Source organism: Microbacterium sp. MTN4-26 (assembly GCF_042846595.1).
In the GTDB taxonomy this organism is placed as follows: Bacteria; Actinomycetota; Actinomycetes; order Actinomycetales; family Microbacteriaceae; genus Microbacterium; species Microbacterium luteum.
Map to the genome: position 1 here is coordinate 106,285 of NZ_BTGO01000001.1, position 12,166 is coordinate 118,450.

A 12,166-nucleotide genomic window follows, 5' to 3' on the forward strand; every position below is an offset into this window, starting at 1 on the left:
CGCCATGCGCATCCACATCGCCACCGATCACGCGGGCCTGGAGTTCTCCACGCAGCTGCAGCATCACCTCGCCGCGGAGGGGCACGAGGTCGTCGATCACGGTCCGATCGACTATGACCCGCTCGACGACTACCCGGCCTTCTGCGTCCGTGCCGCTCAAGGAGTCGTGGCGGACCAGGCCGCCGGTGTGCCGGCCCTCGGCGTGGTCTTCGGCGGGTCGGGCAACGGCGAGCAGATCGCGGCCAACAAGGTGGCCGGCATCCGCGCCGCCCTGGTGTGGAGCATCGCCACCGCGGAGCTCGCGCGCGAACACAACGACGCCAACGTCATCGCGATCGGAGCACGCCAGCACACCTTCGAAGAGGCCGTGACCTTCATCGACCGATTCGTCGCGACCCCGTTCTCCCACGACGAACGCCACGTGCGCCGCATCGGTCAGATCGCCGCGTTCGAGGCGGACGGCTCGCTGCTTCCCGACCCGCGGGCCGATGAGGCCGCCCCCGACGTGCTCGCTGCGGACGACAGTTCCTTCGACCCCGAAGCCGGCTGATGCCGGAGGGGCATTCCGTCCATCGCATCGCGCGACAGTTCGACCGCAATATCGTCGGCCGTGCCGTGGCGGCATCCAGCCCGCAAGGGAGGTTCGTCGAGGGTGCGGCGGTCCTCGACGGGCGGGTTCCGCACGAGGTGAGAGCCGTCGGCAAGCAGATGTTCCTCGGTTTCGACGACGATCTGTGGCTCCGAGTGCACCTCGGGATGTACGGGGCATGGGACTTCGCCGGCGATATCCTCGTCGACTCCACGATCGCGTCCGCCAACGGGCGCATGGGACAGACGAATCACCGCGGCACCGCGATCGATGGCGACGAGATGCCCGTCTTCGACCGAGCCGGCGAGAACTCGCTTTCGTCGATCGGCGCACCGCGGCGGACTCGGGTGCACGTTCGCATGTCGGAGCAGACAACAGGGCTGGATGACGACGGCGATGTCCCCTGGCCGCCACCCGTCGTGGGGCAGGTGCGGCTGCGTCTGCTCACCGATGCCGTCTGCGCCGATCTGCGGGGCCCGACCACCTGCGCACTCCAGACCGGAGAGGAGATGGCGGCCACCGTCTCGCGGCTCGGCCCCGACCCCCTGGTGGACGACCCCGCGATCGGCGAAGAGCGCTTCGTCTCGGTCGTGCGACGCAAGCCGACCGCGATCGGGCTCCTCCTGATGGATCAGTCGGTGGTGTCGGGGATCGGCAACGTCTACCGTGCCGAGCTGCTCTTCCGGGCCCGCCTGAATCCCCACACACCCGGTCGAGAGGTGCCGGAGGACATCGTCCGAGCGCTTTGGCGCGACTGGGTGAGGCTGCTCGCCATCGGCGTCGAGACCGGCCAGATGATGACGATGGACGACCTCGCGCCCGAGGACTACCGTCGCGCGATGGCCAGTCGTGATGACCGGCATTGGGTCTACCATCGGGCGGGTCTGCCCTGCCGGGTCTGCGGAACCGCGATCGTGGTCGAGGAGGCCGCCGGTCGCAAGCTCTACTGGTGTCCGCGCTGTCAAGCGTGAGCCGTGTCGCCGCGTAGGCTGGCCGGGTGCGTCAGACCGTCTCGCGTGCCCGCGTTTGCCACCCCCGACGAGTGAGCTCGAGAGGTGATCGGTGACGGCCGTCGGGGACCGTGTCGACACCATCGTGGCAGCCCGGCTGAGCGGACCGGGGAGCAGCCTCGCCCCGCTGGGGCCGGTCGATGTCTTCCTGGCCGACGGCGTGATCGTGGACATCGCCCCCGCCGGCGCCGTGCGTCCCGTCGGCCGAGTCCTCGACGCCGGCGGCGCGTGGGTCATCCCGGGGCTGTGGGATCATCACGTGCACGTCATGCAGTGGGCACTCGTCGCGCAGCGTCAGCATCTCGACGTCGCGACCTCGGCAGCGGATGCCGCGCAGATCATGGCGTGGGCTCCGGTGCTCTCCGACGGAAGGCGCGTCGGCACCGGATTCCGCGACGGGCTCTGGGGCGACGCGCCGACACTGGAGCTGATCGACGCGGCGACGGGTGCGGTGCCGACCTATCTCATCAATTCCGATGTGCACAGCGTCTGGATGAACTCCGCAGCCTTCGAGCGAGAGGGGATGCGCCCCGACGAGAGCGGTCTCGTTCGGGAAGAGCCCGCCTTCGAGATCTCGCGGCGCCTCAACGATGTGGACCCCGCGGTCGGTGACGCCGCCGTCGACGCCATGGCCGCCGATGCCGCCTCCCGAGGTGTGGTCGGGATCGTCGACCTCGACATGGCATGGAACGCTTCGGCGTGGGAGCGCCGCGTGGCGGGCGGGTTCGACGCCCTTCGCGTGGATTTCGGCATCTACCCCGAGCACCTCGAGCGCGCCGTCGGCGAAGGGCTCCGAACCGGCGACGAGCTCACCGGATCCGGCGGCCTCGTGCGGGTCGGACCGCTCAAGGTGATCACCGATGGATCGCTCGGCACGAGGACGGCGGCCTGCTCGCGTCATTACACCGGAGAACCGGGCAATGTCGGCGCACTCAACTACCCGCCCGACGAGGTGCTGGCCCTCATGACGCGCGCGACGGGAGCGGGTATCGACTGCGCGATCCACGCGATCGGCGACGTCGCGAACTCGGCCGCGCTGGACGCGTTCGCCGCCTCGGGGGCGCGGGGGACGATCGAGCACGCTCAGCTGGTCGCCCACGCCGATCTGGCCAGGTTCGCACGCCTCGGTGTCGCGGCGAGTGTGCAGCCGGAGCACGCGCTCGACGATCGCGACATGACCGACGCCATGTGGCGTGATCAGACCGCTCTCGTCTATCCGCTGCGCTCGTTGTCGGCGGCCGGTGCGAACCTTCGGTTCGGCTCCGACGCCCCGGTGGCGCGTCTGGACCCCTGGGCCGCGATGGCATCGGCTGTGCACCGCAGCCGTGATGGACGTGAAGCGTGGCGGCCCGATGAGAGGGTCTCGGCGGAGATCGCGATGGCAGCTTCGACACGGGGCGGTTCGACATCGCCGTCCATGCTTCAGCCCGGCACCGTGGCGGATCTGGTCGTCTGCGACCGCGATCCCGCGACGGCCGACGAATGGGAGCTGCGCGCGACGACGGTCGCCGCCACCGTTCTGGCTGGTCGCGTCACGCACCTGGCGTGAACCCGGCGCGGCGTCCGCCGGCATGAGTGAAGCCCCCGGCGAGGAGTGTCACCGGGGGCTTCGAGGATCGTCATCTCACTCAGCGAGGTGAGCGACGAGGAACCAGCGGTCCTTCTCGATCGACTGCTTCAGGGCGATCGCGATGTCCTGGCTGGTGAGGTCGACCTCGTCCAGTCCGTCGATCGCGGCCTGGAGGTCGGCGATCACAGCGTCCATGTCGGCGATCACGGCGCGGATGATGTCCTGCCACTGCGTGAAGCCGGCGGGAACGGCGGTCGCCTTGGTCTTCTCCGCCACGGTGCCCAGTCGCGCGTCGATCGGCAGGCCCAGAGCAACGATGCGCTCCGCCGCCTCGTCGGCGCCCGCCTGCGCGTGGTCGACGACCGAGTCGAGCAGTTCGTGGATCGCGATGAAGTTCGCACCGCGCACGTTCCAGTGCGCCTGCTTGCCGTTGACGGCGAGAGCCTGGAAGCCGAGCGCGACGGGGGTGAGGAACTGTGCGGTTCCGGCAGCGACCGTCGGGTCGGCGGCGGTGGTCGGGGTGGTCTGGATGTCCGTCATGTTGTCGCCTCCATTCGGGCGGCTCCGGCGGGTGTGCCGGCTCTGCGCCCTGTCGATGACAACGCTACTCAGCGTCGGGTATTCCGCAAGCAAGCCCAGGCTGGGCTTGCTTTTCTGAGCCTATCCATACCCCTTTCGACCTCGCGCGCTAGCCTCGCCCCATGATCTCCTCAGAGTGCTCTGTCCTGACCGTGGCCGGGCTGCGTCCGGTCATCGACCCCTCGGCCTTCGTCGCCCCCGGCGCTCGCATCATCGGCTCGGTCTCGCTCGGGCCGGAGGCGAGCGTCTGGTACAACGCGGTTCTCCGCGGCGACAGCGCCTCCATCACGATCGGCGCGGGCAGCAACCTCCAGGACAACGTCTCGGTGCACGTCGACGCCGGCCGGCCGGTCGTCATCGGCGACGACGTGTCGGTCGGACACAACGCCGTGGTGCACGGCTGCACCGTCGGCGAGGGGTCGCTCATCGGCATGGGGAGCGTCGTTCTGTCGGGTGCCGAGATCGGCCCGGGCTGTCTCGTGGCCGGGGGAGCGGTGGTGCTGGAGGGAACCGTCGTTCCGCCGAACTCGCTGGTGGCCGGCGTGCCGGCGAAGGTGCGGCGCGAGCTCACGGAGGAGGAGCGGACGGCGATCCGACGGAACGCGGACACCTACCGCGCCCACCTCGCCGCCCACCGCGACGCGCGCCCGGCCGGCTGAGCCGAGCCCCGCGGGTCCCTTCCGCTCCGCAGTCACTTTCTGCGGGTCGAACAGGGCCACCACCCGCCGGAAGTGACTGCGGAGCGGCGCCGCGCGGGCGGCTCGGATCCGACGCGGCATGGGCGGAGGGGGGAGTGGTGTGGAGGGGATGACGGGAATCGAACCCGCACCATCAGTTTGGAAGACTGAGGCTCTACCATTGAGCTACATCCCCGCAGCGGCAAGCCGCGGCGTGACCAGTCTAGACGACATCCGGTCGTGGCCTGGACACCGGCAGGCGAGTCGACCTCGCGTCGGCTAGACTTCTCGGGGCCGATCGCCGCACGTTCGCGTGTGCGCACCCAACCGGGGCGTAGCTCAGCTTGGTAGAGCGCCCGCTTTGGGAGCGGGAGGCCGCAGGTTCAAATCCTGTCGCCCCGACGTCCACCGACCAAGACTCAACCGCCGCGCGCTACCGCGCGGTCGACAGCGAGGAGAACGAACAGGCATGGTCACGAGCACCGTCGAGAAGCTGACCCCGACCCGGGTGAAGCTGCACATCACGGTCACCCCCGACGAACTGAAGCCCAGCATCGCGCACGCCTACGAGCACATCGCCAAAGACGTGCAGATCCCCGGCTTCCGCAAGGGCAAGGTTCCGGCCCCGATCATCGATCAGCGCATCGGTCGCGGTGCGGTGCTCGAGCACGCCGTCAGCGAGGGGCTCGACGGGTTCTACCGTCAGGCCGTCGAGGCGGAGAGCATCCGCGTCCTCGGGCGTCCGAGCGCCGAGGTGGTCGAATGGCCCGCCGAGAAGGACTTCTCCGGCGACCTCGAGGTCGACGTCGAGGTCGATGTGCGGCCCGAGTTCGACCTCCCCGCGTACGAGGGGCTGACGATCGAGGTCGACGCCGTCGAGGTCGACGAGGCCGCCATCGACGAGGAGCTCGACAAGCTCCGCTCGCGTTTCGGCACGCTGGTGACGGTCGACCGCCCCGCGGCATCCGGTGACTTCGTCGAACTCGACCTGGTCGCCACCATCGACGGTGCCGAGATCGACCGCGCCGAAGGCGTGTCGTACGAGGTCGGCTCCGGGGAACTCCTCGAGGGCATCGATGAGGCGATCGACTCGCTCACCGCCGGCGAGGAGACCACGTTCCGCTCCAAGCTGGTCGGCGGCGACCACGCCGGGCAGGAGGCCGAGGTGTCGGTCTCGGTGAAGGCGGTGAAGGAGCGCGAGCTTCCCGACGCCGATGACGACTTCGCGCAGATCGCCAGCGAGTTCGACACCATCGCGGAGCTCCGCGACAGCCTCAGTGAGCGCGTCTCGCAGCAGTCCGTCTTCACGCAGGGCTCGGCGGCCCGCGACAAGCTCGTCGAGCAGCTGCTCGAGCAGGTCGAGATCGCCGTTCCGCCGCAGCTGATCGAGGACGAGGTCCACGCGCACCTGGAGCAGGAGAGCCGACTCGAGGACGACGAGCACCGCGCCGAAGTGACCGAGGCCAGCGAGAAGCAGTTCCGCACGCAGATGCTGCTGGACGCGATCGCCGAGCAGGCTGAGGTCCAGGTCTCGCAGGAGGAGCTCACCCAGTACCTTGTCCAGTCGGCCGCTCAGTACGGCATGGCTCCGCAGGAGTTCGTGCAGGCCCTGCAGCAGCAGAACCAGCTGCCGGCCGTCGTCGCCGAGGTCGCTCGCAACAAGGCCCTCGCCGTCGCGCTCGGCAAGGTCACCGTCGTGGACACCGCCGGCAACACCGTCGACCTCACCGGCTTCATCGCGGTGGGGGACGACGAGGCCGCCGCGGAGGAGGCCGTCGAAGAGGCCGAGGAGATCGTCGACGACGCCGCCGAAGCCGACGCCGAGGACGCCGACGACACGAAGTGATCGCCTTCGGGTGATGAAGGGCGGATGCTGCGGCATCCGCCCTTTGTCGTCCGGTCCGCTGATCGATCTGCCCACGGCGAACACGCGCGGTGCGCCGAGTGGGCGCCGGTAGATTCGACTCAGACCCAAGGAATCAGGAGCACACATGGCCGCTGAACCCCTTGTCGCGACGAGCGTCTTCGACAAGCTGCTGAGAGACCGCATCATCTGGCTCGGGTCGGAGGTGCGTGACGAGAACGCGAATGAGATCTGCGCGAAGATCCTCCTTCTCGCCGCCGAAGACCCCGAGAAGGACATCTACCTCTACATCAACTCGCCCGGTGGCTCGATCACCGCGGGCATGGCGATCTACGACACGATGCAGTTCGTGCCGAACGACATCGTCACCGTCGGCATCGGCATGGCCGCCTCGATGGGGCAGCTCCTGCTGACCAGCGGGACGAAGGGCAAGCGCTACATCACACCGAACGCCCGCGTCCTCCTGCACCAGCCTCACGGCGGCTTCGGCGGAACCGCGAGCGACATCCAGACGCAGGCGCAGCTCATCCTCGACATGAAGAAGCGCCTGGCGGAGATCACCGCTTCGCAGACCGGCAAGAGCGTCGAGCAGGTCAATGCCGACGGCGACCGGGACCGGTGGTTCACCGCTGCGGAGGCGCTGGAGTACGGGTTCGTCGACCACATCCGCGAGCACGCCGCCGACGTCTCCGGCGGCGGCGGGACCGCGAGCTGAGTCCGCAGGCGAAAGAGAGAGAACCGCACATGTACACCCCGACACACGGCGTCCCCGCCCCGTCCGGTCTGCAGATGCCCGGTAGTCGCTACGTGCTCCCGCAGTTCGAGGAGCGCACCGCCTACGGTTACAAGCGACAGGATCCCTACAACAAGCTGTTCGAAGATCGCGTGATCTTCCTCGGCGTGCAGGTCGACGACGCGTCCGCCGACGACGTCATGGCGCAGCTCCTGGTTCTCGAGAGCCAGGATCCCGACCGCGACATCATCATGTACATCAACTCGCCGGGCGGATCCTTCACCGCGATGACGGCGATCTACGACACGATGCAGTACGTCTCGCCGGAGATCCAGACGGTCGTGCTCGGACAGGCGGCCTCCGCCGCGTCGGTCCTGCTGGCAGCGGGCGCTCCGGGCAAGCGTCTCGCTCTTCCCAACGCGCGCATCCTGATGCACCAGCCCGCAGTGGGGGAGGCCGGCCACGGGCAGGCATCCGACATCGAGATCCAGGCCGCGGAGATCCTCCGCATGCGCACCTGGCTCGAGGAGACGATGGCCCGACACACCAACCGCACGGCGGAGCAGGTGAACAAGGACATCGACCGCGACAAGATCCTCTCCGCCTCCGAGGCGCTGGAGTATGGAGTCGTCGACCAGGTGCTCACCACGCGCAAGCGCACACCCGCCGCGATCACGTCCTGACGCGACGGTCCTGATGACGCCCCGCCCCCGATGGGAGGCGGGGCGTCGTCCGTTCGGTGTCTCCGGCACATTCGCCGTCGCAATTCCCACCGATGTCACAGACTACGGTTAGGCTCGAAGGACACCCGGGGCTGAGGCCCGCTGTTTGAGGAGGAGCCGGATGGCACGCATCGGAGAGAGCGCCGACCTGTTCAAGTGCTCCTTCTGCGGCAAGAGCCAGAAGCAGGTGCAGCAGCTGATCGCCGGTCCCGGCGTCTACATCTGCGACGAGTGCGTCGAGCTGTGCAACGAGATCATCGAAGAGCGCATGGCCGAATCGTCCTCGGGCGAGGTCGCCGACTTCGATCTCCCCAAGCCGCGCGAGATCTTCGCGTTCCTGGAGGAGTACGTCGTCGGGCAGGAGGACGCCAAGCGCGCCCTGTCCGTCGCCGTCTACAACCACTACAAGCGCGTGCGCGCGCACGGCACCATCCAGTCCGCCGAGCAGCGCGCCGAAGAGGTCGAGATCGCGAAGAGCAACATCCTGCTCCTCGGTCCGACCGGATGCGGCAAGACCTACCTCGCACAGACCCTCGCGAAGCGGCTGAACGTGCCGTTCGCCGTCGCGGACGCGACCGCGCTCACCGAGGCCGGCTACGTCGGCGAAGACGTCGAGAACATCCTGCTGAAGCTCCTGCAGGCGGCGGACTTCGACACCAAGCGGGCCGAGACCGGGATCATCTACATCGACGAGGTCGACAAGGTCGCCCGCAAGGCCGAGAATCCGTCCATCACCCGCGACGTCTCGGGCGAGGGCGTGCAGCAGGCGCTGCTGAAGATCCTGGAGGGCACCGTCGCGTCCGTCCCGCCGCAGGGCGGCCGCAAGCACCCGCACCAGGAGTTCATCCAGATCGACACGACGAACGTGTTGTTCATCGTGGCGGGGGCGTTCGCCGGACTCGAGGACATCATCTCCTCGCGCGTGGGCAAGCACGGCGTCGGCTTCGGCGCGCCGCTTCACACGAAGGGCGACGACCTGAACCTCTTCTCGGAGGTGCGCCCGGAGGATCTCCACAAGTTCGGTCTCATTCCCGAGTTCATCGGTCGCCTCCCGGTGGTCGCGGCCGTCTCGCCGCTTGATCGCGAGGCGCTCATGGAGATCCTGACGGCACCGAAGAACGCACTCGTGAAGCAGTACGAGCGCATGTTCGAGCTCGATGGCGTCTCCCTCGAGTTCGATCGCGCTTCGCTGGAGGCCATCGCCGAACTCGCCGTCGAGCGAAAGACCGGTGCGCGCGGTCTGCGCGCGATCCTCGAAGACGTGCTGGGCCCGATCATGTTCGAGATCCCCTCCGCCGACAACGTGGAGAAGGTCATCGTGACCCGTGACGCGGTGGAGAAGGGTGCGGCCCCCACCCTCGTCATGCGGGAGAAGCGCAAGAGCGCCTGACCTTCCGTGACGCGAGGACCCCACCGGCAACGGTGGGGTCCTCGCGCGTATCAGGCGGTGAGGCCTCGGCGCGCCAGGAGCGGCGTGATCTCGGCGTCCCGGCCGCGGAAGTCCCGGTAGGCCTCGAGCGGGTCCTTGGACCCACCGACGCCCAGGAGGCGGGCGCGGAACCGTTCGCCGTTCGCCCGGGTCAGGCCGCAGTTCTCGCGGAACCATTCGACCGTGTCCGCGTCGAGCACCTCGCTCCAGATGTACGAGTAGTAGCCGGCGCTGTAGCCTCCCGAGAAGATGTGCGCGAAGTACGCGGACGAATACCGGGTGGGAACCGCGGGGTGGTCGAGTCCGATATCGGCAAGAGCGGCGGCCTCGAACTCCGCGACGTCGATCTCGGCGTCGACCTCGCCGCTGCTCAATCGATGCCAGGCCTGGTCGAGCCAGGCTGCCGCGAGATATTCGCTGGTCTCGAAGCCTTGATTGAACGCCTCGGAGTCATGAAGGCGTCGGACGATCTCCGCGGGGAGCGGCTCGCCGGTGTCGATGTGACGTGCGTACGCCGCGAGCACGTCCGGCCAGTAGATCCACATCTCGTTGACCTGACTCGGGAACTCGACGAAGTCGCGGAAGACGTTGGTCCCAGCGAAGTGCGGGTAGGTCACGGTGGCCAGCAGGCCGTGAAGGGCGTGGCCGAACTCGTGGAAGAGCGTCGTCACCTCATCGAGGGTGAGGAGAGTCGGACTGCCGGCTGCAGGCTTGGAGACGTTGAGGTTGTTGACGACGACCGGATGCGTCCCGCGCATCGCGGACTGGGAGACGATCGGATTCATCCATGCGCCCCCGCGTTTGCTGTCGCGAGTGTAGAGGTCGAGCACGAAGAGACCCAGCGCGGATCCGTCGGCGTCGAACACCTCGAACACGCGCGCATCGGGGTGGTAGGCGACCAGGTCGTCGCGCTCCCGGAAGGACAGACCGTACAGGGCGTCAGCTGCACGGAAGACGCCCCCCTTCAGCACCCGCTCCGCCTCGAACCAGGGCCGCAGGGCGGCTCGATCGAGGTCGTATCGCGCGGCGCGCACCTTCTCGGTGTAGAACGCCCAGTCGTGTGCGGCGATCTGGTGGGGTGAGGCGGAACGGTCGGCGATCTCCTGGAGCGCCGCATACTCTGCCGCGGCGTTCCGGGCCGCGGGGACGGCGAGCCGGCGGAGCATCTCTTCGACCGCTTCGGGGGAACCGGCCGTCTGGTCGGCGGTGATGTAGGCGGCATGCGACGGGTAGCCCAGCAGTGCTGCGCGCTCGGCGCGCAGTCGCACGATGTCGCGCAGGACGCCTCGGTTGTCGTGCGTTCCGCCGCGGGAACCGCGGCTGCGTGACGCGGCCATGATCCGCTCCCTCGCGCGGCGGTTCGTCAACGACGACAGATAGGGGTGGCCGGTGAAGAGAGTGAGCGTCACCACGTACGCGCCGTCGAGGCCGCGTCCTCGGGCGGCTTCGGCCGCAGCGGAGAGTTCACCCTCGGACAGCCCGTCCAGGTCGGCTGCATCCTCGAAGACCACGGCGAGCTCGTTCGTGTCGGCCAGGAGGTTCTTCTCGAAGGTCGTGGTGAGAACCGACAGGCGCCGATTCAGTTCCGACAGCCGCGCCTTGTCGTCTGCGTCGAGCGCCGCGCCCGCGTGCGCCATCTCCCGATGGTGTCGCTCCACGAGGTAGCGATCCTCCTCGCTCAGCGTCAGCGTGTCGAGCTGGTCGTGCACGGCGCGCACGCGCGCGTAGAGGCGCGCATCGAGGCGCACCGCGTCCTCGTGGGCGGCCATCAGCGGCGCCAACTGCTCGTCGACCTGCTGGATGGGCGCCGTCGCATCGGCTGATGCCACGGTGTAGAACGCGTGAGCGACGTCTTCGAGCATGCGTCCCGACTCTTCGAGAGCCACGACGGTGTTCTCGAAGGTCGGGGGTGCTGCGGAGGTCGCGATCTGCTCGATCTCCCGCAGGTGCTCCGTGAAAGCCCGCTCGAACGCGGGGAGGTAGTGCTCGGGTCGAATTCGTGCGTAGTCCGGCAGGCGATAGGGGAGCGTGGACGGGGAGAGCAGAGGATTCTCGTGGACCATTCATCCACCCTATTCGGCGAGCGCTTCTTCAGCAAAGATGTCTTTGCAAAGCAACGCTTGCAAAGAAGTCTTTGTGGTTTTATGCTCGAGCCATGGACGACAAGAGGGCCGATGTCACCCGGTCACCGGCGCATCACAGCAACGATCGGGTGCTCGAGGCCGGTGCTCTCCGAGCTCTCGCGCATCCTCTCCGGGTGCGGATCTACGACATTCTGAGCCAGTACGGTCCGCAGACCGCCAGTACGCTCGCGGAACACCTCGGCGAGTCCACCGGTTCGACGAGCTATCACCTGCGGGCGCTCGCGAAGCACGACCTCATCCGCGAGTGCGTCGACCGTGGATCGGCGCGCGAACGGTGGTGGGAACGACCGATCGGGGGAGTGTCGTTCACCAACCCCGCAGGGGCCACCTCGCCCTCCGAGCGGTCCGCGACGCAGCTGGTGATGAGCGAGTTCTTCCGCCACCGGCAGGAGCGGCTGATCGACTTCGTGATGAAGCCCGATGACGCGCTGGAGGATGCCTGGGCGGACGGAGCGATGGTCTCCACGGCCACGGCTCGTCTGACGCCCGAGCAGCTGCGAGACCTGTCGCACCGGATCATGGAGCTGATCGATGACGCCGTGGAGCGCCATCGCGATCAGGTCGGCGAGGGCGTCCGACCGGTCTCCATCCGTGCCGACCTCTTCCCGCTCACCGATCTGAAGGAATCGTGATGACCACTCTCGTCGAGGTCTCGCACGCGTCCGCACCGACCGCGGTCGATCGTGTGCTCCTGAGCTTCTCGCGTCGCCTGGCCGCCCTCGTGGCCGCGCGCATCGCGCGACGGCAACGTGCCGCTTTCGCGGCGGCCATCGAATCGCGTCATCACGATCTCCGTGCCCGCGCTCAGGCGTCCGCGGGCGTCGTCATCCCGCCCGGGTGAGCGTGGTG

The 12,166-nt window shown here is 68.2% G+C and carries 12 protein-coding genes and 2 tRNA genes; 11 read left to right on the forward strand and 3 right to left on the reverse strand.

Annotated elements, in window-relative coordinates; genetic code table 11:
• Positions 1–4 precede the first annotated feature (4 nt).
• The 3 genes from ACGG9C_RS00560 (at position 5) to ACGG9C_RS00570 (ending at position 3,148) form a co-directional block, all read left to right on the forward strand.
• Positions 5–550: a ribose-5-phosphate isomerase gene (locus ACGG9C_RS00560; protein WP_071043300.1), complete on the forward strand. Its 546-nt coding sequence runs from the start codon at positions 5–7 to the stop codon at positions 548–550.
• A complete protein-coding gene (locus tag ACGG9C_RS00565) occupies positions 550–1,560 on the forward strand; it encodes an Fpg/Nei family DNA glycosylase (RefSeq protein WP_390178083.1) in 1,011 nt (336 codons plus the stop codon). The genes ACGG9C_RS00560 and ACGG9C_RS00565 overlap by 1 nt, the downstream gene beginning before the upstream one ends.
• A gap of 91 nt (positions 1,561–1,651) precedes the next feature.
• Positions 1,652–3,148 carry an amidohydrolase family protein gene (locus tag ACGG9C_RS00570; RefSeq protein WP_071043303.1) on the forward strand — a complete coding sequence of 499 codons (1,497 nt, stop codon included), beginning with the start codon at positions 1,652–1,654 and terminating at the stop codon, positions 3,146–3,148.
• 75 nt (positions 3,149–3,223) lie between these two features.
• On the opposite strand, the gene ACGG9C_RS00575 is transcribed toward ACGG9C_RS00570, so the two are convergent.
• A complete protein-coding gene (locus tag ACGG9C_RS00575; RefSeq protein WP_071043305.1) occupies positions 3,224–3,709 on the reverse strand; it encodes a Dps family protein in 486 nt (161 codons plus the stop codon).
• Between the two features lie 161 nt (positions 3,710–3,870).
• On the opposite strand from ACGG9C_RS00575, the gene ACGG9C_RS00580 reads away from it, so the two are divergent.
• Positions 3,871–4,407 (forward strand): gamma carbonic anhydrase family protein, encoded by a 537-nt coding sequence (locus ACGG9C_RS00580; protein ID WP_071043306.1) that lies wholly within the window; start codon positions 3,871–3,873, stop codon positions 4,405–4,407.
• Between the two features lie 140 nt (positions 4,408–4,547).
• Here ACGG9C_RS00580 and ACGG9C_RS00585 read toward each other — a convergent pair.
• Positions 4,548–4,621: transfer RNA gene (locus ACGG9C_RS00585), tRNA-Gly, on the reverse strand.
• A 132-nt stretch (positions 4,622–4,753) separates the two neighbouring features.
• Between ACGG9C_RS00585 and ACGG9C_RS00590 the strand changes: the two genes are divergently transcribed.
• The 5 genes from ACGG9C_RS00590 (at position 4,754) to clpX (ending at position 9,134) form a co-directional block, all read left to right on the forward strand.
• Positions 4,754–4,827 (forward strand) — tRNA-Pro (locus ACGG9C_RS00590).
• 67 nt (positions 4,828–4,894) lie between these two features.
• On the forward strand, positions 4,895–6,271 hold the full coding sequence (gene tig / locus ACGG9C_RS00595; protein WP_390178084.1) for a trigger factor: 1,377 nt from the start codon (positions 4,895–4,897) through the stop codon (positions 6,269–6,271).
• A gap of 145 nt (positions 6,272–6,416) precedes the next feature.
• Positions 6,417–7,004 (forward strand): ATP-dependent Clp protease proteolytic subunit, encoded by a 588-nt coding sequence (locus ACGG9C_RS00600; RefSeq protein WP_071043308.1) that lies wholly within the window; start codon positions 6,417–6,419, stop codon positions 7,002–7,004.
• A gap of 29 nt (positions 7,005–7,033) precedes the next feature.
• The gene (locus tag ACGG9C_RS00605) at positions 7,034–7,705 is read left to right on the forward strand and encodes an ATP-dependent Clp protease proteolytic subunit (RefSeq protein WP_071043309.1); all 672 of its coding nucleotides are present in this window, start codon (positions 7,034–7,036) and stop codon (positions 7,703–7,705) included.
• A gap of 160 nt (positions 7,706–7,865) precedes the next feature.
• Positions 7,866–9,134 (forward strand): ATP-dependent Clp protease ATP-binding subunit ClpX, encoded by a 1,269-nt coding sequence (gene clpX, locus ACGG9C_RS00610; RefSeq protein ID WP_071043310.1) that lies wholly within the window; start codon positions 7,866–7,868, stop codon positions 9,132–9,134.
• Positions 9,135–9,184: 50 nt separating this feature from the next.
• Here clpX and ACGG9C_RS00615 read toward each other — a convergent pair whose 3' ends face one another.
• A complete protein-coding gene (locus ACGG9C_RS00615) occupies positions 9,185–11,236 on the reverse strand; it encodes a M3 family metallopeptidase (protein WP_390178085.1) in 2,052 nt (683 codons plus the stop codon).
• Between the two features lie 92 nt (positions 11,237–11,328).
• Between ACGG9C_RS00615 and ACGG9C_RS00620 the strand changes: the two genes are divergently transcribed.
• Together ACGG9C_RS00620 and ACGG9C_RS00625 are read left to right on the forward strand one after the other, a co-directional pair.
• Positions 11,329–11,949 (forward strand): helix-turn-helix domain-containing protein, encoded by a 621-nt coding sequence (locus ACGG9C_RS00620; RefSeq protein ID WP_071043312.1) that lies wholly within the window; start codon positions 11,329–11,331, stop codon positions 11,947–11,949.
• Entirely contained in the window at positions 11,949–12,158 is a 210-nt protein-coding gene (locus ACGG9C_RS00625) for a hypothetical protein (protein ID WP_071043313.1), read from the forward strand. Before ACGG9C_RS00620 ends, ACGG9C_RS00625 begins: the two co-directional genes overlap by 1 nt.
• Positions 12,159–12,166: the final 8 nt, after the last annotated feature.

Coding starts and splice junctions, on each gene's coding strand:
- ACGG9C_RS00560 (WP_071043300.1), top strand. CDS start 5: ATGCGCATCCACATCGCCACCGATCACGCGGGCCTGGAGTTCTCCACG.
- ACGG9C_RS00565 (WP_390178083.1), top strand. CDS start 550: ATGCCGGAGGGGCATTCCGTCCATCGCATCGCGCGACAGTTCGACCGC.
- ACGG9C_RS00575 (WP_071043305.1), bottom strand. CDS start 3,709: ATGACGGACATCCAGACCACCCCGACCACCGCCGCCGACCCGACGGTC.
- ACGG9C_RS00580 (WP_071043306.1), top strand. CDS start 3,871: ATGATCTCCTCAGAGTGCTCTGTCCTGACCGTGGCCGGGCTGCGTCCG.
- tig (WP_390178084.1), top strand. CDS start 4,895: ATGGTCACGAGCACCGTCGAGAAGCTGACCCCGACCCGGGTGAAGCTG.
- ACGG9C_RS00600 (WP_071043308.1), top strand. CDS start 6,417: ATGGCCGCTGAACCCCTTGTCGCGACGAGCGTCTTCGACAAGCTGCTG.
- ACGG9C_RS00605 (WP_071043309.1), top strand. CDS start 7,034: ATGTACACCCCGACACACGGCGTCCCCGCCCCGTCCGGTCTGCAGATG.
- clpX (WP_071043310.1), top strand. CDS start 7,866: ATGGCACGCATCGGAGAGAGCGCCGACCTGTTCAAGTGCTCCTTCTGC.
- ACGG9C_RS00615 (WP_390178085.1), bottom strand. CDS start 11,236: ATGGTCCACGAGAATCCTCTGCTCTCCCCGTCCACGCTCCCCTATCGC.
- ACGG9C_RS00620 (WP_071043312.1), top strand. CDS start 11,329: ATGGACGACAAGAGGGCCGATGTCACCCGGTCACCGGCGCATCACAGC.
- ACGG9C_RS00625 (WP_071043313.1), top strand. CDS start 11,949: ATGACCACTCTCGTCGAGGTCTCGCACGCGTCCGCACCGACCGCGGTC.